Origin of the sequence: Streptosporangium sandarakinum, assembly GCF_050942225.1 — a bacterium.
In the GTDB taxonomy this organism is placed as follows: domain Bacteria; phylum Actinomycetota; class Actinomycetes; order Streptosporangiales; family Streptosporangiaceae; genus Streptosporangium; species Streptosporangium nondiastaticum.
In genome coordinates, this window is sequence record NZ_CP192034.1 from 6,142,900 (window position 1) to 6,164,254 (window position 21,355).

Sequence of the window (21,355 nt, forward strand, 5' to 3'; positions counted from 1 at the left end):
GCAAGGAGATCGCATGAGCGAGCACGACGAGAACGGTTCGGCCGTCAACGACCTGGCGGTGCGCAGACGTGACTCCCTCGGCCTCACCCCCAGGCAGCGGAAGATCCTGGAGGTCATCCGCGACTCGGTGCAGCAGCGCGGTTATCCGCCGTCCATGCGGGAGATCGGCGAGGCGGTGCAGCTCACCAGCACCTCCAGCGTGTCGCACCAGCTGACGGCGTTGCAGCGCAAGGGCTACCTGCGCCGCGACCCGCACCGTCCCCGCGCGCTCGAGGTGCGCCTCCCCGGCGAGCCGGTGCTGTGGGTGGACCCGGACGCCGCCCAGGAGACCGTCAGCCGCCCCACCGCGGCCTATGTCCCGCTCGTCGGCCGGATCGCCGCCGGCGGCCCGATCCTCGCCGAGGAGAGCGTCGAGGACGTCTTCGCCCTGCCCAAGCAGCTCGTCGGCGAGGGCACGCTCTTCCTGCTCCAGGTGACCGGTGACTCGATGATCGAGGCCGCCATCGCCGACGGCGACTGGGTCGTCGTCCGCCAGCAGCCGGTGGCCGACAACGGCGACGTGGTCGCCGCGATGATCGACGGCGAGGCCACGGTGAAGACCTTCAAGCGCAAGGGCGGCCACGTCTGGCTGGTCCCGCACAACCCGAACTACGACCCGATCCCCGGCGACGAGGCGACCGTCCTGGGCAAGGTCGTCGCGGTGCTGCGCAAGCTCTGACCCTTCCCCGGAAGAGCGGGCCCCGGTCTCCACCGGGGCCCGCTCCTTTTCACGTGCCGGTCGTCTTCACACGCGTCCGGCCGCCCGGGGACCGCTTCACACGCCGGTCGCCTTCGTGCTCGATGCGAGCCCGGGCCGGCCGGGGACCGTCCGGCCCGCAGGCCGCCGGTCCCCGGAATGGAGGCATCCGCCGTACGGACGCCCCGGAGCCTCAGGGGACGATGTTGACCAGCTTCGGCGCGCGGACGATGACCTTGCGCGGGTCGCCGTCCAGGAAGGCTCGGACCTTGTCCGAGGCCAGCGCCAGCGCCTCCAGCTCGGCCTCGGAGATCTCCGGGGAGACCTCCAGCCGGTCGCGGACCTTGCCCGCGACCTGCACCACGCAGGTGACCGACTCCTGGACCAGCAGTGCCGGGTCGACCACCGGCCAGCCCGCCCTGGCCACCGACGCGGAGCGGCCCAGCCGCTCCCAACCCTCCTCGGCGGTGTACGGCGCGACCAGCGACAGCATGACCGCCAGCGCCTCGGCCGCCTCGCGGACCGCCGGGTCGGCGGCGCCGGGACCGGCGTCGATGGCGCGGCGGGCCGCGCTCGTCAGCTCCATCAGGCGGGCCACCGCGACGTTGAAGCGGTGGGACTCGGCCAGCTTGGTCACCTCGTCGACGGTCCGGTGGGTGAACCGGCGCAGCTCCAGGTCACCGGTGGAGACGTCGGCGCCGGGGGCAGAGGCCGCGCCGGCCTCGGCCATGACGCGGAACGCCCGGGCCAGGAACTTCTGCGACGCGGCCGGGGAGACGTCGGCCCAGTCGATGTCGTCCTCCGGCGGACCGGCGAACACCACGGTCAGCCGGACGGCGTCCACGCCGTAGGCGTCGATCTGCTGGCCCAGGTCGACGCCGTTGCCCAGCGACTTCGACATCGCCTTGCCCTGGTTGATGACCTGACCCTGGTTCAGCAGCCGCCGGAAGGGCTCGGTGAAGTCGACCATGCCCATGTCGTGCAGGACCTTGGTGAAGAACCGCGCGTACAGCAGGTGCAGCACCGCGTGCTCGACGCCGCCGACGTACTGGTCGACCGGCCCCCACAGACGCAGCTTCTCCACGTCGAACGGGCCCTCCTCGTAGGAGGGGTCCACGTAGCGCAGGAAGTACCAGGAGGAGTCGACGAAGGTGTCCATCGTGTCGGTGTCCCGCCGCGCGGAGCCGCCGCACTTGGGACAGGCGACCGTGACCCAGTCGTCGGCCGAGGCCAGCGGGGAGACGCCCTTGGGCGCCAGGGCCTCGCCGCGCATGTCGGGCAGGGTGACCGGCAGCTGGTCGTCCGGGACCGGCACCTCGCCGCAGTCCGGGCAGTGGATGATCGGGATCGGGCAGCCCCAGAAGCGCTGGCGTGACAGCAGCCAGTCGCGCAGCCGGAAGTTGACCGCGGCCCGGCCGGTGCCGCGCCCGGCCAGCACCTCGATGATCTTCTTGATCGCCTCGGCCTTGCTCAGCCCGTCCAGCGGGCCGGAGTTGACCAGGGTGCCCTCCCCCGCGGTGGCGACGCCGGTCTCACCCGGGTCGGCCAGGCCGGTGTGCACGACGACCTGGACCGGCAGGTCGAAGGCCCGGGCGAAGTCCAGGTCACGCTGGTCGTGCGCGGGAACGGCCATGATGGCGCCGTGGCCGTAGTCGGACAGCACGTAGTCGGCCGCCCAGACCGGCATGCGCTCGCCGGTGACCGGGTTGATCGCGTGGCGGCCCAGGAAGACGCCGGTCTTCTCCTTCTCGGTGGACAGCCGGTCGATGTCCGACAGCTTGGCCACCTCGGCGCGGTACGCCTCGAACGCCTCCCGCTGCTCCTCGGAGACGATCTCCTCGGCCAGCGGGGCGTCCGGGGCGACCACGAAGAAGGTCGCGCCGTACAGGGTGTCGGGGCGGGTGGTGTAGACGGTGACCGGCTCGTCGCGGCCCTCGATCGCGAAGTCGACGTCGGCGCCCTCGGACCGGCCGATCCAGTTGCGCTGCATGGTCAGCACGCGCTCGGGCCACTCGCCCTCCAGCTGGGTCATGTCGTCCAGCAGCCGGTCGGCGTAGTCGGTGATCTTGAAGTACCACTGGGTCAGCTCACGGCGGACCACCTCGGCGCCGCACCGCTCGCACCGGCCGTCCTTGACCTGCTCGTTGGCCAGCACGGTCTGGTCGGCGGGGCACCAGTTGACCAGGCCGCCCTTGCGGTAGGCCAGGCCGCGCTCGAAGAAGCGGGTGAACAGCCACTGGGTCCAGCGGTAGTACTCGGGGTCGCTGGTGTGCAGGCGGCGAGACCAGTCGAAGGAGATCCCGTAGCGCTTGAAGGAGTTCGCCTGGGTGTCGATGTTGGCGTAGGTCCACTCGGCCGGGTGGGCGTTCCGCTTGATCGCGGCGTTCTCGGCGGGCAGGCCGAAGGAGTCCCAGCCGATGGGGTGCATCACGTTGTGGCCGCGCTGCAGCCAGTAGCGCGCCACCACGTCACCGATGGCGAACGCCTCGGCGTGGCCCATGTGCAGGTCGCCCGAGGGGTAGGGGAACATGTCGAGCACGTAACGCCGCTCGCGGGTGTCGGCCGGGTCGTCGTCGGCGCGGAAGGGCTGCAGTTCCTCCCACCGCCGCTGCCACTTGGCCTGCAGTGCCTGCGGGTCGTAGTGCTGCTCGTCGCTCTGGATGTCGGCTCGCTCGCTCACGTCAATCTTCCCTCGGTATACGTATGCGTAGGTGATCTGACCCATCCGGCCCAATAGAAAAACCCTTCGCGCTCACGCGAAGGGCAGCCGCACCGGCAGGGCGTCTAGCCCCGGGAAGGCCGGTGCGGCCCGGTAAGCAGCAGGGCCGCGGCACGCATACGTCAAGACTATCGCAGTTCGCAAGCCGTGTTCATGGCCCGGAGAACCTTCGTCCACGGCGAAACGCCGGCATCCGGGATCGTGGTCCGGCACAATGGACCGGACCGCTGGATACGGGCGGGCCGAGATCCGATGGCGATGCGTCCGTTACGGCCTCACCTGCCTCGCCCGTTTACTCTTCTCACCGTGGCACACTCAGTCGAGCCGGGGCAGGGCCCGGACCCCTCCGAGGCCGGCCTGCCGTTGCAGGACCCGCCGACCGATCCCACCGGCCTTCAGTTCCGGGGAGGATTCTCCCGTTTCCCTGGGAACCATCCCGCCCCGCATGAGACCATGCCCAATACCCACAATTCGGGCGCCCGCGCAGGAGGTACGGAAGCAATGGCTTCGGAGCAGTCCAGCCAGTCGAGCCTGCCCCCGGCATGGCCGCAGCCGGCCGACCCTCCCAGCTGGGCGGACGACCCCCTCGGCACCGGACCGCGGCTGCCCCGCCCGCAGGACGTCTCCCAGGCCGGCGGCTCCGGGCAGACCTCGCCCGGCAACGGCTGGCAGGCCGCGATGGCGCAGGGCGACGACGTCTTCCGCCAGCAGCCCCCGGCCCGCAGTCCTCCGGCCGGCAGGCCCCGGACGCGCGGCAGCCCGGCGGCCAGGACGGCGGCTCGCAGCCCGGCGGCGACTCCTGGCGGACCGGCGTGCCCGGCAGCGGCTCCTGGCAGCAGGCATTCGGCGCACAACCCCCGGCCGACCCGCAGGCTCCCGGCTCCCCCTCGGGCGGCGAGCCGTGGCGGACCGGCCCCCCGTCCCGGGACGGCTCCGGCGAGAGCGGCGGCTGGGACGCCGCATCCCAGCCCTCCGGCACCGGCTGGCACACCGAGCCGGGCGCGACCGCGGCGATGCCCGCCTACTCCCCCTCGGCGACCAACCCTCCGGGCGCGAACCCCGACCCCTTCGGCCGGCGGGACCCTCTCACCGACGCCGACCCGTTCAACCGCGACCCGCGGTCCAACCCTGATCCTTTCAACGATCCTTTCAACCGCGACCCGCGGTCCAACCCCGACCCGTTCGGCACCCGCGACCCCTTCCGCCCGTCCCCGGACGGCGGCCCGGCGGGAAACGGACCCCAGGCGGCGGGCGCCCCGCCGGAGGCCCCGGCGTACCCCGCGCCCGGCCAGAACGGCCCCGGCCAGGGAATGCCCCCGCAGGGAATGCCGGGTCAGGGAATGCCCGGTCAGGGCGGGCCCGGCCACCCCTTCCCCGGCGGCGGCAACGGCGGACCTCAGCACGACCCCCGGCAGGGCCCAGGCCAGCCGGGCGGCCACCTCAGCCGCGACCCCTCCGACCCCAACCGGCCGTTCGTCACGGCGGGCCAGATCAGCGGCCCGAAGACCCCGCCGCCGGAGCGCCAGCAGGAGCTGTGGGACACCGTCTTCGGTGACAACTACCAGGCCATGGGCGACGATGACGACCTTGAGGACCGCGGCAGGCCGATCTGGATCTACGCGCTCGCCGGCTCCGCCGTGATCGCGCTGGTCGGCGTCGTGCTCTGGGCGTTCCTGGCCGGGCCGCTCGCCTCCGGCAAGGAGGACGAGACCGCCGCCCCGCAGACCAAGCCCTCGTCCGCCGCGAAGGACCCCGCCAAGAGCGGTTCGGTGCCTCGCCTGCCGCGCTTCCCCGGCAAGGCGTCCCCGGTCTCCGGCGCCCTGGTCGACCAGGGCGCCGCGATCAGCGTGCCCAGGCTCGGCGGCCCCTGGCGGCTGGACCAGCGGCCGGCCGTACAGACCTCCTACGGCTTCGACACCCGCCAGTACGTCCCCGCCGGCTCCGACGCGGCGGGCAAGCCGCAGTTCGCCCAGGTGATGTCCGGGCCGCTCTCGGCCCGGATGAAGAGCAAGTACGTCGAGGGCAGGCTCGCCCCGGTGATCAACGCGGTGGCCTCGGCAGCCCGCGGCAAGTTCTTCCCCCAGGGCAACACCGCCCGCAAGACCGCCCAGCAGACGCTGAAGGTCGGCGGGCACCCGGCGCAGCTCGCCGCCTACGAGATCACCGCCGGGGAGACGAAGACCACCGTGGTGGTGGCGGTCGTGAACACCGGGGCCCAGCTGCCCTCGGTCGTCTACATGTCGGTGCCGGACAGCAAGAAGGAACTGCTGCCCGACATCAACACCGTGTTCAAGTCGATCAAGCCCGCGGCCTCGTGACCTGAAGACCCCGGCCCCCGGGGTCTTCAGGGTCAGAACTCGCAGGTCATGTGCTTGATGCCGTTGATGAAGCTGGAGTAGAGGCGCTCGGGCCTGCCGCCCTCGATGTTCGGCACCCGGCGCAGCAGCTCGCGGAACATCACGGTGATCTCGCGGCGGGCCAGGTGGGCGCCGAGGCAGAAGTGCGGGCCCGGCCCGCCGAAGCCCACGTGCGGGTTGGGACTGCGGGTGATGTCGAAGCGGAGCGGGTCGGCGAAGACGCTCTCGTCGCGGTTGGCCGCCCAGTAGTAAAGGACCACCTTCTCCCCCTCGCGGTAGAGGTGGCCGTTCATCTCGTGGTCCCGCGTCACCTTCCGGCGCATGAAGTTCACCGGCGAGGCCAGGCGGACGATCTCCTCCATCGCGCCGGGCAGGCGGCCGTCGAGGTCCGCGAGGAGCAGGGCGCGCTGGTCGGGGTTGCGGGTGAGCAGGCGCAGGCCGTGCGAGATGGCGTTGCGGGTGGTCTCGTTGCCGGCCACGACCAGCAGGATGAAGAACGAACCGAGCTCCTGCGCGGTGAGCTTCTCGCCGTCGATGTTGGCGTTGACCAGCGACGAGGTGAGGTCTCCGGTGGGCTGTTCGACCCGCGAGGCGGCGAGGTCCTGGACGAGCTGCTGCAGTTCCATCCCGGCGGTGAGCAGCTTCTCGGCGACCGATGTCGCGTCGCCGCCGCCGTACTCGGGGTCGAAGCCTCCGAGGATCACGTTCGAGCGGTCGAAGACGAAGCCGTACCGGTCCTCCGGGATGCCCATCATGTCGCAGATGATCTTCAGTGGGAGCTTGGCCGCGACCTCGGTGACGAAGTCGCAGCCCGGACCGGTGGCGATCAGGTCGTCCACGATCCGCTCGGCGGCCGCCTCGACGTCGACCTCGAACTGTTTGATCATCTTGGGGGTGAACGCCCGGGAGACGATCCGGCGGAGCCGGGCGTGCCGCGGGTCGTCCATGTTGATCATGGACCCGAAGTACTCGGTGAACTCCGGCGGCATGTCCGGGATGTTGGTGGCCCCGCCGTCCCCCGAGCAGAAGACCTCGGGCGTACGGCTGGCCTCCAGGATGTCGGCGTGCTTGACCAGCGCGTAGTAGCCGAGACCGCGCGGCGCGAAGGAGACCTCCGGCTCCTGGTAGAACGCCGGATGAGGAAGCTCGCGCAGCAACCGGAAGGCGTGCTCCCGCTCCGCCATGGGCCTGGCCCAGAAATCGTAGTCGGAAAGATCGAAGTCGCTCGCGGAGACGATCGGCTTCCGCTCGGCTGGCGTCACGCTCATAGTGCCCATCATTTTCGCAGGTCTTGATCGGGTCAATGGAGTGTCGTCAGAAGTCGCAGGTGAAGCGCTCGACGCCGTTGACGAGGCCGGCGCGGAGGCGGTTCGGGGGGCGCGGGACGGCCCGCCGTTTCAGCGAAGCGGACCGGCGGCGGCCGGGCGCGCGGCGACGCGAACATCCCTCGCCGCCGACGACCCGGGGAAAGCGATGTCCAACGGACCGGCATCTTCCGGTGAAACCGCCACACCAGCCTCCACTAGAACAGAGTTCGGTTTTTCGATCCTGCCACACGATCTTCCGGTCGGCCAGACCGGGACGGCCGAAACCCCGAGGCAACGGGTCCCGCCCCGGCGTGACGGACGGTGGCCCGCGGGGTTCGTACGGCTTTACAGAAGCCGCCCTCATGACAGCCTTCCGCCCGCCGACGTGGGGCATATGCACGCCGGGTCGATGGCTTGGGGGGTCGCTGGTACGTGCTGCGGTGGGTGTTTCGGGCCGCTCAGGCTGGGGGTTTTCCCACTTGAGGGCGTTTCCCTGTGTTTGAGCGGGTCGGTGGTTGCCGGGTTGGTGGGTGTTTCGGGCCGCTCAGGCTGGGGCTTTTCCCTGTTGGGGGGTGTCTTCCTGTGTTTGGGCGGGTCGGTGGTTGCCGGGTTGGTGGGTGGTGCGCGCTGCGGTGGGTGGGTGTTCCGGCCGGCGTTGTGGTTGCTGTCTGGTGGTTTCCGGCCTTCGGCCTGGCCTCGGGCGCGGTGGTTTCTGGCGTTTTGAAGCCGGCCGGAACACCCACCCACCTCCGCGCCATGACTGACCGATTCGTACGGCCTGCTCGCCGTAGCTTCTTCCTTTCCGCCCGGCCCATGGTTCCCGCCGCCGCTGAAGCGACCCTTGCTCCCGGTCGGGGGCGAGTCGCCGCAGCCTTGCGGCCACACTGACAAGGGAGAGCGCAGGGCCGGGCGCCGTAATCGGTCACGTCGAGCTCAGCCTGCCCCCGCTCCCTGACGTGACCTTGTGTTCCGCCACGGCGCCTCCCCCTGTCCGACTCGCGTGGCAGGCTCGCGATACGTCCGGGAATTCCCGCCGAGTGCCCGGGGCCGGTGAGCGCCGACGTCCCTCGGCCAGTTCGAGGCGGGTGCCGGTGAACGTGGCCCGCAGACGCCGATCGTGCGTGACCACGACCAGCGCGCCCTGGTAGGACGCCAGAGCCTCCTCCAGTTGCTCCACGAGCATCGGTGACAGGTGGTTGGTCGGCTCATCGAGCAGGATCAGGTCCACGGGCTCGCTCACCAGCCGTGCCAGCTCGACCCGGCGCCGCTGCCCGTGAGACAGCTCCCCGAGGCGCAGCCCCAGGTCGGACGGCCGGAACAGGCCCAAGGCGAGCAACGCATCCGCGTGCTCATCCGGGCTTCCGGGACGCCCGTGCGCGTAGGCCTGCAGCACGGTCCGGTTCGCCACGCCGGTCGGCCCGTCCTGCCGGAAGAACCCGACCCGGCCGGCCCGTCGTACCTCGCCCGCATCCGGTCGCAGCTCTCCGGCGAGCACCCGCATCAGAGTGGTCTTGCCCGCTCCGTTCGGGCCGGTGACGAGCAGCCGCTCACCGGCGTGGATGGTGAGGGATTCCAAGCAGAGCCGTCCCGCCACCACCACGCCGTCGAGCGTGGCCACTTCGTCCCCGGCGGCGCCCGCGGTGGCGGGGATGGTGGTGAAGCGCAGCGGCTCGGGCGGCGGCACCGCCGGGTGCTCGGTGAGCCACCGCAACCGCTGCTGGGACTGCCGGATGCGGCCGGCGGCCCCGTGGGTGCGTGAACGCGCCCGCCAGGTACCGGTGCCCATCCCCGCCTTGGCCGCCTTACGCGGGATCGCGGCCAGCCGGCCCGCATTGGCCGCCACCAGCGTGGCATGCCGGTCCAGCTCCGTCTTCCATTCCTCGTGGGCCCGTGCCTGAGCGGCGCGTTCGGCGGTCTTGGCGGCGAGGTATCCGGCATACCCGTCGCCGTAGCGGCGCACCTGCCCGTCGGCCACCTCGAGGATGGCGGTGGTCACCCGATCCAGGAACATCCGGTCGTGCGTGATCGCCACGACCGTGCCCCGGTGGGCGAGCAGGCGCTGTTCGAGCCAGGCCGTGGCCTGATCGTCCAGGTCATTGGTCGGCTCGTCGAGCAACAGCAGTTCGGGAGCGGACGCCAGCGTGGCGGCCAGGGCGAGCCTGGAGCGTTCGCCGCCGGAGAGCGTGCCCAGTGGGCGGCTCCGGTCGAGCCCGGGCAGCCCGAGCCCGTGCAGTGCGACCTCTACGCGGACGTCGGCCTCGTAACCGCCCCGCGCCTCGAACTCGGCCACAAGTTCCGCATAGGCACGCATCGCCGCGGGCTCCTCCTTGCCCGCCACGCCGAGCGAGCGTTCGGCCGCCCGCATCCGGGCTTCGAGCCCACGCAGCTCGGCGAGCGCCAGGTCAACGGCATCGGCGACGGTGGCGTGCGACGGTAGCGCGAGCGACTGCGGCAGGTATCCGACACCGCCGGGTGCGACGACCACGAGCTCGCCGTTGTCCGGCCGTTCGGCATCCGCCATGAGCTTGAGCAGTGTGGACTTGCCCGATCCGTTGTCGCCGATCACTCCGAGCCGCTCGCCGGGCTTGACGGTGAGCGACACCCGGTCCAGAACGACGCGGGTGCCGTAGCGCTTGGTGATCTGATTGAGTGCCAGTTGGGCGGGGGTGCGCAGAGTGCCCCACCTCCTCTTGTCAGCGCGGACGAAACATGACTGCGTACCTGGTCGGCCTTCGCGAGCCTCGTACGGTTCGACTCGGGAACCCGGGGCCGAGGTACTCCGGCCCGGCACTCCTTCACGAGGAGGGAGCCGGCGTTCTCGGCCCGCATATCGACCAGCCGGATTCGACGCTCCGGTGATGAACCGTTCGCCGGTGGTCATCAGCGATCTCCCCACTTTTAAGACGAGACGGTTCGTCTCGATACAGAGGAGTATGGAGGCACATCGCTTCTTAGTCAAGACGAACCGGTCCGTCTCGATTGATGCCACGGTTCCGGACGTGTCCGACACCGGTGAACCGAACCCCGTACAGCGCGGCGAGCGATCCCGGCGGGCCGCGCTGACGCCTCCGCAGGGGATAGCACGCTACGGGCCTCGTCAACAGCGGATCGGCAGGAGCGAGCTTCCGGCCACGAGAATCCTCCCCCGCGAGCACCCCGGTCAGCCGACGCGGCTCGTTACGGGAAGGGAGCGGATGCCCTGCGAGGTGAAGCCGTTACGAGGAGAGGGTCTCCGGCCGCCTACGTGCCGACCGCCCTGAGTCCGCTTCCCTCAGTGGCAGGCCGCAAGGAGAGGAGCCGGGTCCGGGAGGTCAGGACCACCAGGTGGCCTGGGTGATCACGTCGAAGCCCAGGGAGTCGTAGAGCGGCTTGCCGGCGGTGGCCGCGGTCAGGGTGACGGGGAGGCCGGACAGCCGTTCCAGTACGGCGTGCATGAGCGCCCGCCCGACCCCGCGGGACCGGTGCTCGGGCAGGGTGGTCACCCAGTAGACGCCGCCGACCGCGCCGTCGAGGATCACCATGCAGGCGCCGGCGGGCACGCCGTCCCTGGTGATGAGAAAGAACTCGACGTCCCGCCGTTCCAGCATGGTCCGGGGGAAGACCTCGCCCGGATGCCATGGCAGGAAGCCGCTCAGCGGAAATCCGTGGGCCACGACCCGCTCCACGGTCTCCAGCAGATCCGGCGAATCCGCTCGGACGACCTCCATGGCGGATGACGAGGGGGACGTACCGCCGGCACTCCCCGGCGGAGCGGTGTCGCGGATCATGACGGGCAACCGGCGGGGGGTCAGGCCCAGGTCTCCCATGTCGACCGCGCCGAACTGGTCCTCGACGACCACCTTGCCGTCACGTCGGCTTCGGACCAGCTCCGTCAGCGCGGCGAGGTCGCCCTCATCCGGGTCCGGGCCGAGCAGCAGGATCCGCGTCCCGCCGCGTTCACTTCCCCTCACCCCGACGAAGCCGGGCCGCTGAACCAACTCGTTCCCACGGGCCTGCGCGAGCGCCGTCCAGAGGGCGGCGGCGTTCCGGTTGGCCAGGAGGAGGGGGCTCATACGTCCATCGGGAGCGACATCTGTCAGCGCACTGCTCATGCCCGCAACCCTAAGGGCCCACCGAATCCAGGCTCAGATCCAATACCGAACAAGCCGAAGGGAAGGGGCGGGGACCGTGGGCGGCCCGAAAGCGAGCGGCTACGGCGCCCGGCCCTGCGCTCTCCCCTGTCAGTGTGGCCGCAAGGCTACGGCGGCCCGCCCCCGACCGGGAGCAAGGGTCGCTTCAGCGGCGGCGGGAACCATGGGCCGACGGAAAGGAAGAAGCTACGGCGAGCAGGCCGTACGAATCGGTCAGTCATGGCGCGGAGGTGGGTGGGTGTTCCGGCCGGCTTCAAAACGCCAGAAACCACCGCGCCCGAGGCCAGGCCGAAGGCCGGAAACCACTAGACAGCAACCACAACGCCGGCCGGAACACCCACCCACCGCAGCGCGCACCACCCACCAACCCGGCAACCACCGACCCGCCCAAACACAGGGAAACGCCCTCAAGTGGGAAAAGCCCCAGCCCCATCGGTTCCTGTCAGGGCGGACTCAGGCGGTGGCGATCAGGTCGGCGGCCCGTTCGGCGATCATGACGGTGGGGGCATGGGTGTGGCCCCGGTTGATGGTCGGCATGACCGAGGCGTCGGCGACCCGGAGGCCCGCCACGCCGCGGACCCGCAGCGACGGGTCCACCACCGACTCGTCGTCGGCCCCCATCCGGCAGGTGCCCACCGGATGGTAGAGGGTCTCGCCGCGTTCGCGGATCCAGCGAGCGAGTTCCTCGTCTGTCTCGGCGCCCCAGTAGGGGTCCATCGGCGGTCCGGCGTACGGCTTGAGCGCCACGGTGGCGAACAGCGCCTTGGCGGCGCGCAGCCCGGCCACCAGCCGCCTGACGTCGGCCGGAGCCGACAGGTAGGCGGGGTCGATCACCACGTCGCGGCCGTCGAGGCGGATCCGCCCCCGGCTCTCCGGCCGCAGCAGGATCGCGCCGATGGTCAGGCCGTGGCCCTTGGGACGGGTCAGGCCGTGGTCGACGAAGGGGACGGGGGCGAAGACCAGCTCGATGTCCGGGGCGGGCTCGTCGGGTGAGGTCCGGATGAAGGCGACGGCCTCGCCGACGTTGGAGGTGAGCATGCCGCGTCGGGCGAGCAGGAAGCGCAGCAGGTTGCCGGTGGTCTCGGCACCGGTCAGGGTGATCGGCTCGGGGCAGTGCAGGATGATCGCCGACGCCAGGTGGTCATGGAGGTTGCGGCCGACCTGGGGCAGGTCGTGGACCGGCTCGATCCCCTGGGCGGACAGCTCGTCGGCGGCGCCCACGCCGGAGAGCATGAGCAGGTGGGGCGAGCCGATCACCCCGGCCGACAGGATCACCTCCCGGCGGGCCCGCGCCACCGCGCCGTCGCCGTACTCGACGCCGACGGCGCGGCCGTCCTCGATGAGGATGCGGCGGGCGGGGGCGGCGGTCAGGATCGTGAGGTTGGGGCGTTTCGCGGCGGGTCCGAGGTAGGCGTCGGCGGCGCTGCAGCGCCGGCCGCGGTCCTGCGTGACGGGGGTGGGGCAGCAGCCCTCGTTGGAGGGGCCGTTCAGCTCGGGGAGGCGCGCGATCCCCGTCTCCTCGCAGGCGCGCAGGAACGCGGCGGTGGCCGGATTGGGGCTGCGTAACTCGGAGACGACGATCGGGCCGTCGGTGCCGTACACGCCGCCGTGGTTGGAGCCGACGCGGCGTTCGGCCCGCCGGAAGTACGGCAGGACCTCGTCGTAGGTCCAGCCGGGCACGTCCCAGCCGTCGTAGTCGGCGCGGTGGCCGCGCACCCACATCTGCGCGTTCATCGAGGAGGAGCCGCCGAGCATCCGCCCGCGCGGCCAGTACAGCCGCCTGCCGGACATGCCCGGCTGGTCGACGGTGGAGAAGTCCCAGTCGCGGGAGGTCTTGAAGAGCTTGGGGAAGGCGACCGGAACCCGGACCTCGAAGGCGTCGTCCCGGCCGCCGGCCTCCAGGAGCGCCACGGTCACCGCCGGGTCGGCGGAGAGGCGGCCGGCCAGCACGCAGCCGGCGGATCCGGCCCCCACGATCACGTAGTCGTACATCATGCGCCAGCACCCTTCGGCATACGGACGGTGTCGGCTCGCTTCCCCCGTGTGAGCGGGCTCACATCTGCATACTCCTTCGTCGATTTCCCGTCAATTTGTGACCTCGCTTACCTACCGGCAGGTATCCCGAACTGCGAGTATGGGCGCGTCAGAAGCCTGTCCGGAGGAGGAAGCCCATGCTCAATCTGTCGATCGTGTTGGAGGACAGCGCCCGGCAGCAGCCCGATCGCACCGCTCTGGTCTTCGGCGATCTGCGGCTTCCATACTCCCTGGTCGACACCATCGCCAACCAGGTCGCCAACCTGCTGGTCTCCCGCGGGATCGGCCGGGGCGACAAGGTCGCGCTGGCCTGCCCGAACCTGCCCTACTTCCCGTTCGTGTACTACGGCATCCTCAAGGCCGGCGCGGTGGTCGTGCCGCTCAACGTGCTCCTGCAGTCGCGGGAGATCACCTACCACCTGGAGGACTCCGAGGCCAAGGCGCTGTTCTGCTTCGAGGGCACCCCGGAGCTGCCGCTGGGCGCGCGCGGCCGGGAGGGGTTCGAGGGGGCGGCGGGGGCCGAGCACTTCTTCGTGCTGCCGGCCGCCGCGTTCGCCACCGAGTCCGAGTACGGCGAGACCCTGTGGGCGGCGCTGGACGGTGTGTCGGGCGAGTTCGAGACCGTGCAGACCGCGCCGGACGACACCGCGGTGATCCTCTACACCAGCGGCACCACCGGCCAGCCGAAGGGCGCCGAGCTGAGCCACCAGAACATGGTGCTCAACGCCATGGTGTCGGACGAGATGTTCCCCCGGGGCGACGAGGGCGACGCGTTCCTGGCGGCGCTGCCGCTGTTCCACTCCTTCGGCCAGACCGTCGTGATGAACCTCGGGTTCCGGCGCCGCGGCACCGTCGTGCTCATGCCGCGCTTCGACCCGGGTGAGGCGCTGGCGCTGATGCGCGCGGAGAAGATCACCCTGTTCGCGGGCGTGCCGACCATGTACTGGGGCATGCTGACGAAGATCCACGCCGACGGCGACGAGGTGCCGACCGCGCTCCGGGCGGCGGTCGCGGGCGGCGCGTCCTCCCCGGCGGAGGTGCTCAGGGACTTCGAGGCCACTTTCGGCATCGGCATCCTGGAGGGCTACGGCCTGTCGGAGACCTCTCCGGTGGCCTGCTTCAACCAGCCGGGCCGGCCGACCAAGCCCGGCACGATCGGCACGCCGATCTGGGGCGTGGACATGAAGCTGGTCGACGCCGACTGGAAGACGATCGAGGGCGAGGGCCCCGGGGAGATCGTGATCCGCGGCCACAACGTGATGAAGGGCTACTACAACCGGCCCGAGGCGACCGCCGAGGCGATGCGGGACGGCTGGTTCCGCACCGGCGACATCGCCGTCCGCGACTCCGACGGCTACTACTCGATCATCGACCGCGCCAAGGACATGATCATCCGGGGTGGTTTCAACGTCTACCCGCGTGAGCTGGAGGAGGTGCTGATGACGCACCCGGCGGTCTCCCTCGCCGCGGTGGTCGGGGTGCCGCACGAGTCGCACGGCGAGGAGATCAAGGCGTACATCATCCGCACGCCCGGCGCGGCCGTCACCGAGCCGGAGCTGTCGGAGTGGTGCAAGGAGAACATGGCGGCCTACAAGTATCCGCGGATCATCGAGTTCCGCGACTCCCTGCCGATGACCGCCACCGGGAAGATCCTCAAGCGTGAGCTCCGGTAGCCCGGCCGCCGTCCCACAGAAACCGAAACCGCCAGCCATATCCGACTGTGAAAGCATTTCTCGGAAATGTGGGTTATGCTGAAAACAGAACGCCATCGGGGGGCGTGACGGTTTTTATCGTGGGCCCCGACGCAGTCGGCCGGAGAACTCCGGAGGCGGGCAGACATGGCGAGCAGCGAGTTGACGGCCTCCTGCGAGCGGCTGATCGGCGAGTGCCTCGACCGTGAGAACGGGCCGGGAATCGGTGAGCTGCCCGTCATCGTGCTTCTCGGCCCGCGTGGGAGCGGGCGGACAACCGTCCTGAAGGAGGTCGCGGAAAACGCCGCGGCCTCCTTTTCATTGCCTTTCCTTCATTTCGACTGCGCCCGGCAACCCGGCATGCGGCCATGGGAAATGGCGGCGCAGATCGCCAAGTGCGTCATGGGTGATCGGTGGCCGCAGTTCTCCCCCGTCAAACTGCCGCGGGTGGTGCTGGGAAACCTGGTGCTCTCCCTGGATCCCGAACTGGAGCCGGAGGAGGCGGAGCGCAAGCTCTACGACCTCATCCGCGGCCGGCGCGGGATCCCGGACAACGCCAGGACCCTTCAGGAGATCTTCGACCTGCTCGGCGGTGTCCTGCCGGTGCCGCCGGTCGGCTCGGTGGTCGCCGGGCTGATCGACCGGGTGGCGCGGGGGCGGCGGCTGGTGGAGCTCCTGGAGCGCAGGGCCATGGACTGGTACCGCGACCGCCTCGGCTCCGGTGGCGCGCTGGGCCTGCTTCGGGCGGGCGAGACCGAGGACGGGTTCCCGCTGGCCGCGCAGATCGTCTGCGAGGCGCTTCTGGAGGATCTGCGGGAGGGCTGGTCGCGCGGATGGCGGCCGCGTAACTGCCTGCTACTGCTGGACGACGTCGACACCCCCTGCGGACGGGACTTCCTGCGGGCGCTGACGGCCGCCAGGGCTCGCCGGGCCGACCTGCCGGAGCCGCGGGGACACGACCCGCTCCTGGTGGTCGCCGCCTCGCGGACGTGGCCCGCCCTCGGTCCGCACTGGAACCTGCCGGGGACACCCGAGTACCTGACGGCCGGCGGCACCCGGTATCCCCCGCAGGCCCGGCGGGCGAGCCACGGTGACTGGCTCGCCGGCCGCGCGCCGAGCAGGCGGGACCGCTGGTGGTATCCCGTGCTGCTGCCCGATCTCAGCCGCGCCGAGGTTGCGCGGATGCGGGAGACGACCCGGCAGCGGCCCGGCCCGAGCCACGCCGGGTTCGTGTACGCGCTGACCGGCGGGTATCCGCCGGCGGTCGAGCACCTGCTGGCGGCCATGGCCGACCGGGAGCGTGGCTGGGACGCCCGGCAGGAGGAGGACGGCTGGACGGAGCAGGCGCTGCGCACCCTGCCGTCCCTCGACTGGAGGAGTCATTCCAGGCACCCCTTCCGGGACTTCTCCCACGATCTGGACGACCTGGCCGCGAGTTCCGCCGCGGCCAACCTGGCGGACGCCGAGGACGCCGGTCTCCTGTCCCGCCCGTGGCGTTCGGTGCTGGAGGAGCTCGACGAGCGCATGTGGCTGCGCACCGACCCGGCGCAGGACATGGCCCCGGTGTTCCACCCCTGGCTCCGGCGGCTGCTGCTGCTGGAGCTCTCCCGCCACCGGCGCCGCGGGAGGCCGCTGTGGGACATCGCCCACGAGAGCCTGGAGAACCTGTACGGCTCCCCCCGCGAGGGGCCGCGTGACGGGCTGGCCATGGTCATGTACCACCGGCTCGCCCGCGTCGGCACGGAACCCGCCGGCCTGGAGCGCCTGCGGGAGGTGGCGGAGCTCCTCGACGGCCGGTTCAACCGGATCGACATGGCCGAATGGGTCAGGCAGTACAACTGGATCACCTCGGCGCCGAACCGGCTCCCCGCCGGCGTACCGCTGGACGACCTGTACGGCGAGCTGAACCGGGAGCCGGGGGAACCGGCCGGCGGCACGGGCGGAGAGGAGGCGGCCGGGACGGACGCCGGTCCCCGGCGGGACCGGCCGGCCGGAACGGACCGGGCCACCGTCGTGCGCGGTCTGGTGATCGACCGCTGGTTCCTGTCCGATCCCGCGACGGATCCGCTGCGCGGCAGGCGCCAGAGCGTCAAGGAGGGACTGAAGCTGCTCGCCCGGTACGCCGTCACGGGCCGGGCGGTCCTGGTGAACGAGGCCCGCCGCTATGACCGGGAGGACGACGATGAGTGAACCACGGCGCTCCGGCCGGGGCTTCAGCGGCAGGGCGCCCCTGTGGAAGGCACACCCCTTCTGGTTCTGGCTGCTGTGCGTGCTGCTGGTCTGCGCCCTCGTCGCCGTCCTGGTGGTCGTCCTGCGACCGCGCCCCACGGTCACCGACGGATCGGGGAGGTATCCGGAGAACCTCTCCTCCGTCGCGGAGCTGATCCGCCGGGAGAACGAGTGGGTGCGCGCGCAGGCCGCGCCGTACGTGAGCATCGCGGTGATGCTGCCGCTGGACCCGGCCGCGGGCCCGGCGAGCACGCAGAGCGCCGAGAGCGTCCGGCACGCCGTGCAGGGGGCCTACCTCGCCCAGTACTGGAGCAACCACAACGAGGGGAACGCGAGCGCGCCGAACGTACAGCTGCTGCTCGCCGACACCTCCGGCGACGCGGACGGCTGGCGGGCGGCGGTGCGCGAGCTGAAGGAGAGCGCGGCGGGCCCGGACCACCTGGTGGCGGTGACCGGTCTGGGCTCCAGCCTGGGCGGGACGAAGCGGGCGATCGACGAGCTGTCCGCCGCCGAGATCGCCCTGGTGGGCGCCGTCATCACCTCCGACGAGCTGTCCGGCAAGGCCACCCTGGTGCGGGTGGCGCCCTCCAACAACGCCGAGGCCCGGGCGCTCGCGCACTTCCTCGGCAGGCGCGGTTCCTTCAGCGCGGTCATGGTGCAGGACGAGGACGAGGACGACTCCTACACCAGGACCCTGGCGAGGTCCTTCGCCGCGGCCTTCGGGGACGTCCTTCCCGCCGGGAAGGGGGCCCCTCGCCTGCTGGACGTCCCGCTCACCTACAACTCCGCGCTCGACGGGGCGGACACGGTGCTGGCGCAGATGACCGAGCGGATCTGCAACAGCGGCGCCGGCGTGGTCTTCTTCGCCGGGCGCTGGGGGAACCTGCCCGCCTTCCTGCGGGCGCTGACGCGCAGGACGTGCGTCGACCGGAAGCTCACCGTCGTGACCGGTGACGACGCGAGCAATCTCAACCGGTCCGGGCAGCAGATCTGGGACGACACCGGAGCCGGCCTGGAGGTCTACTACACGGCACTGGCCCATCCCGCTTCCTGGAGCGCCGTCCCGGACGCCGTCCACCAGGTCGTCGCCAACCGTTTCAGGCAGGGGGCCGACAGCTTCCCCGCGCTGTTCCCCGGCGAGAGCCTCGACGACGGGCAGGCCATCATGCACCACGACGCGATGCTGACCGCCGTCACGGCGGTGGACGTCCTGGCCGCGCAGGGGATCACGCGGCCCTCGGCGAGCGCCGTCGCGAACATGCTGACGAGCTCCTCGCTGAGCGTGCCCGCCGCCAGCGGGTGGATCACCTTCGACCGGCTCGGCGAGCCCGTCGACAAGGCCATGCCCGTCGTACGGCTCCTGCCGGACGGCCGGGTCCGGTTCACCGAGCTGACCTCGGAGGCCGGCCGCCCGCCCGGGAGGCCCACCCGGTGAGGACCGGGCGGGCCGTACCGGCGGGCGGATCAGGGCCAGTCGAGGGCGGGACGCAGCGGCATGCCGGAGTTTCCCTGCGAGCCGAGCTTCACGCCGAGCACCTGGTGGAGCTGGACCTTGTTGCGCTCGAAGCCGACGATGCAGCCGGCCATGTACAGCCGCCAGACCCGGGCCGTGCCCCGGCCGACCTCGGCGACCGCCTCGTCCCAGTGCGCGTCGAGGTTGTCGCACCAGTGGCGGAGGGTCCTGGCGTAGTGCTCGCGGAGGTTCTCCTCGTGGTGGATCTCGAAGCCGATGTCCTCCATCTGGCGGATGAGGTAGCCGACCGACTCCAGCTCCCCGTCGGGGAAGACGTAGCGGTTGATGAACCCGCCCCCGTTGAACGTCTTCTCGGTGCCGGTGGGCCGGGTGATGCAGTGGTTGAGGAGCCGGCCGCCGTGGACGAGCTTGCCGTACAGGAAGCGGAAGTAGTTCGGCAGCTGGTCCTTGCCGATGTGCTCGGTGAGGCCGATGGAGCTGACCGCGTCGAAGCCGCTCTCGGTGACGTCGCGGTAGTCCATGTGGCGGACCTCGGCCAGTTCCTCCAGCCCGGCCTCGGCGATGGCCTTCTGCGCCCACTCGGCCTGCTGGCGTGAGAGGGTGACGCCCAGCGCCTTGACGCCGTACTCGCGGGCGGCGTGCATGACCATGCCGCCCCAGCCGCAGCCGACGTCCAGCAGCCGCATCCCGGGCTTGAGGCCCAGCTTGCGGGCGACGAGGTCGAACTTGGTGAACTGCGCCTCCTCCAGCGTGGCGTCCTCACGGGGGAAGGTCGCGCAGGTGTAGGCCATGGAGGGGCCCAGCACCCATTCGTAGAAGGTGTTGGAGACGTCGTAGTGGTGGTGGATCGCCTGGGCGTCGCGCTCCTTGGCGTGCCTGCTGCCCATCCTGGCCAGCATGCTGCGGCGCACCTCCTGCGGGGGCGGGGGCACGCGCATCAGCAGGGGCTTGAGGCCCAGGGCGCGGACGGCGGCGATCTTCTCGCTCGCCGGGATGTCGTCGAGCGTGATCGACCACATCCGCGACAGCAGCGAGTACATGTCCCCGTGCACGTCGATGTGGCCCGACACGTAGGCCCGCGCGAGGCCGAGTTCACCCGGGGCCTGCGCCAGGTAGGCGACGGCGATGGGGGACCTGATGTCGATGGCGATGTCGGCGCTGGCGGGGCCGGCCTTGCTGCCGTCGTAGGCGGTGAGGCGGACGTTCGCCTCGGGCCCGACTACCTTTTCGAAGATCTCTGCGAGTTTCACAGAATCAACTCCTAACGCCCCCGTACACACTTGTCGTAGAGGTCGAGCAACCGGCCACCGGCATCGTATGCCCGCTTTACCGGCCAGTAGATAGGACCGTTATAAAACTTCCAGAACTCGTCCCGGTCGTAGAACGAAGTGGAGTACAGGGACTTGTGGCCGTCGAGCCGGTGGACCGTGTTCTCGATCATGCGGTTGTAGTAGCCGTCGAACTGGCCGCGGGGCAGCGGGACCGTGCCCCAGAACCCGAAGTTGACGTAGAGGCGGCCGGGCTCCAGCGGGTAGAGGGGCCACTCGTCGGACGACTTCAGCGGGCACATCCACACCGGGGTCATGCCGACCTTGTCGTGGAAGAACTCCAGGAACTCCGCGCCGCGCTCGACGGGCACCTCGATGTCCTGGATGACCGACTCCTGCACGGGCCGGCCGCGCCAGCGGTCCACCCGGGCGGTCAGGCCGTACCTGCGGTCCAGGCCGACGAGCCTGCGGTAGACGTCGGAGCGCATCCACTTGCGGGGCATCAGCGAGCGCACCAGCGCGCCCTGCACGCCGAAGGCCCGCGAGCACCAGAACCAGTCGGTGTCCCAGCGCCACAGGTAGTCGCGGACGGTCAGCCAGTCGCGCGTCCGGGTCTGGATGGACCGGTAGTAGATGCGCATCCCGGTGTAGTCGGACAGGTAGGGGGCCTTCTCGGCGAACTGCCCGACGGTGATGTAGAGCTCGTTCGGCCCGAAGTAGGTGCCGTCCACGAAGTCGGCCCGCTCACCCTCGTACTGGCCGCTCTCGCAGATCTCCCGCATGGCGACCATGCACTTGTCGGCGTCGGCGAAGGGGATGTGGGTGAGCCGGACGTACGGCTGGACGGGCTTGAGCTTGATGCGGATCCGCAGGGCGTATCCGAGCGTGCCGTAGGAGTTGGGGAAGGCCCGGAACAGGTCGCGGTGCTCGTTGTCGTCGCGCGCCACGACGATCCGGCCGTCGCCGGTGAGGATCTCCAGCTCCTCCACCGACTCGTGCGGCAGCCCGTCGCGGAAGCTGGTGGACTCGATGCCGAGCCCGGTCACCGCGCCGCCCAGCGTGATCGTCTTCAGCTGCGGCACGACGTACGGCATGAGCCCGTGCGGGAGGGTGGCGTCCACCAGGTGCTCGTAGGTGGTCATGCCCTGCACCTCGGCCGTCATGGCCACCGGGTCGACCTCGATGACCCTGTCGAGGTCGCGGGCCGACAGTTTGGCCGCACGGGAGGAGTCGCGGAAGCGGAACAGGTTGGTCGTGGCCTTGGCCAGCCGGGGAGCCGCGTCCTCGGGAATCTCGGCGTAGGCCTGCCTGATCTGCTCGACGGCCCGGCGGTGCGCCGCCATCTCCGTCATCTGTTCCACAGGACATCCACCCCCGGAGCACTCATAGGAAGATCGCCTCTAGCACGGT

11 protein-coding genes and 1 pseudogene are annotated in these 21,355 nt (G+C 70.8%); 5 read left to right on the top strand and 7 right to left on the bottom strand.

Going from position 1 to position 21,355, the window contains the following annotated elements:
• Positions 1-13: 13 nt before the first annotated feature.
• Positions 14-718: a transcriptional repressor LexA gene (gene lexA / locus ACQP10_RS28350; RefSeq protein WP_218912654.1), complete on the top strand. Its 705-nt coding sequence runs from the start codon at positions 14-16 to the stop codon at positions 716-718.
• Between the two features lie 211 nt (positions 719-929).
• Here lexA and leuS read toward each other — a convergent pair whose 3' ends face one another.
• Positions 930-3,416, bottom strand: a complete 2,487-nt coding sequence (gene leuS, locus ACQP10_RS28355) for a leucine--tRNA ligase (protein ID WP_312873559.1) — start codon at positions 3,414-3,416, stop codon at positions 930-932.
• 851 nt (positions 3,417-4,267) lie between these two features.
• On the opposite strand from leuS, the gene ACQP10_RS28360 reads away from it, so the two are divergent.
• Complete coding sequence (locus ACQP10_RS28360) at positions 4,268-5,773, top strand: hypothetical protein (RefSeq protein WP_433540046.1); 1,506 nt, start codon at positions 4,268-4,270, stop codon at positions 5,771-5,773.
• A 32-nt stretch (positions 5,774-5,805) separates the two neighbouring features.
• Here the strand turns inward: ACQP10_RS28360 and ACQP10_RS28365 are convergent, their stop codons facing one another.
• From ACQP10_RS28365 to ACQP10_RS28380, 4 genes and pseudogenes are all read right to left on the bottom strand, one after another.
• Positions 5,806-7,080, bottom strand: coding sequence for a cytochrome P450 (locus ACQP10_RS28365; protein ID WP_433540047.1), 1,275 nt, complete (start codon positions 7,078-7,080; stop codon positions 5,806-5,808).
• Between the two features lie 1,078 nt (positions 7,081-8,158).
• Positions 8,159-9,793: pseudogene (locus ACQP10_RS28370) on the bottom strand (TlrC/CarA/OleB/SrmB family ABC-F type ribosomal protection protein); the annotation flags it as partial.
• A gap of 637 nt (positions 9,794-10,430) precedes the next feature.
• Positions 10,431-11,171, bottom strand: coding sequence for a GNAT family N-acetyltransferase (locus ACQP10_RS28375; protein ID WP_179826623.1), 741 nt, complete (start codon positions 11,169-11,171; stop codon positions 10,431-10,433).
• Positions 11,172-11,702: 531 nt separating this feature from the next.
• Positions 11,703-13,244 (bottom strand): GMC family oxidoreductase, encoded by a 1,542-nt coding sequence (locus ACQP10_RS28380; protein WP_179826621.1) that lies wholly within the window; start codon positions 13,242-13,244, stop codon positions 11,703-11,705.
• Between the two features lie 176 nt (positions 13,245-13,420).
• Here ACQP10_RS28380 and ACQP10_RS28385 point away from each other — a divergent pair, with 176 nt between their 5' ends.
• From ACQP10_RS28385 to ACQP10_RS28395, 3 genes are all read left to right on the top strand, one after another.
• On the top strand, positions 13,421-14,956 hold the full coding sequence (locus ACQP10_RS28385) for a long-chain-fatty-acid--CoA ligase (RefSeq protein WP_179826619.1): 1,536 nt from the start codon (positions 13,421-13,423) through the stop codon (positions 14,954-14,956).
• A 165-nt stretch (positions 14,957-15,121) separates the two neighbouring features.
• Positions 15,122-17,164: a hypothetical protein gene (locus ACQP10_RS28390; RefSeq protein ID WP_433540048.1), complete on the top strand. Its 2,043-nt coding sequence runs from the start codon at positions 15,122-15,124 to the stop codon at positions 17,162-17,164.
• A complete protein-coding gene (locus ACQP10_RS28395; RefSeq protein WP_346023173.1) occupies positions 17,157-18,638 on the top strand; it encodes an ABC transporter substrate-binding protein in 1,482 nt (493 codons plus the stop codon). The genes ACQP10_RS28390 and ACQP10_RS28395 overlap by 8 nt, the downstream gene beginning before the upstream one ends.
• A 29-nt stretch (positions 18,639-18,667) precedes the next feature.
• Here ACQP10_RS28395 and ACQP10_RS28400 read toward each other — a convergent pair whose 3' ends face one another.
• Positions 18,668-19,927 carry a cyclopropane-fatty-acyl-phospholipid synthase family protein gene (locus tag ACQP10_RS28400; RefSeq protein WP_346023174.1) on the bottom strand — a complete coding sequence of 420 codons (1,260 nt, stop codon included), beginning with the start codon at positions 19,925-19,927 and terminating at the stop codon, positions 18,668-18,670.
• 11 nt (positions 19,928-19,938) lie between these two features.
• Positions 19,939-21,297 carry an FAD-binding oxidoreductase gene (locus tag ACQP10_RS28405; protein WP_346023247.1) on the bottom strand — a complete coding sequence of 453 codons (1,359 nt, stop codon included), beginning with the start codon at positions 21,295-21,297 and terminating at the stop codon, positions 19,939-19,941.
• Positions 21,298-21,355: the final 58 nt, after the last annotated feature.

What these genes read in the sequence shown, in the direction of transcription:
- ACQP10_RS28405 (WP_346023247.1), bottom strand. Translation starts at nt 21,297, where the DNA reads ATGACGGAGATGGCGGCGCACCGCCGGGCCGTCGAGCAGATCAGGCAG.
- ACQP10_RS28390 (WP_433540048.1), top strand. Translation starts at nt 15,122, where the DNA reads ATGGCGAGCAGCGAGTTGACGGCCTCCTGCGAGCGGCTGATCGGCGAG.
- ACQP10_RS28385 (WP_179826619.1), top strand. Translation starts at nt 13,421, where the DNA reads ATGCTCAATCTGTCGATCGTGTTGGAGGACAGCGCCCGGCAGCAGCCC.
- ACQP10_RS28380 (WP_179826621.1), bottom strand. Translation starts at nt 13,244, where the DNA reads ATGATGTACGACTACGTGATCGTGGGGGCCGGATCCGCCGGCTGCGTG.
- ACQP10_RS28395 (WP_346023173.1), top strand. Translation starts at nt 17,157, where the DNA reads ATGAGTGAACCACGGCGCTCCGGCCGGGGCTTCAGCGGCAGGGCGCCC.
- ACQP10_RS28365 (WP_433540047.1), bottom strand. Translation starts at nt 7,080, where the DNA reads ATGAGCGTGACGCCAGCCGAGCGGAAGCCGATCGTCTCCGCGAGCGAC.
- ACQP10_RS28375 (WP_179826623.1), bottom strand. Translation starts at nt 11,171, where the DNA reads ATGAGCCCCCTCCTCCTGGCCAACCGGAACGCCGCCGCCCTCTGGACG.
- lexA (WP_218912654.1), top strand. Translation starts at nt 14, where the DNA reads ATGAGCGAGCACGACGAGAACGGTTCGGCCGTCAACGACCTGGCGGTG.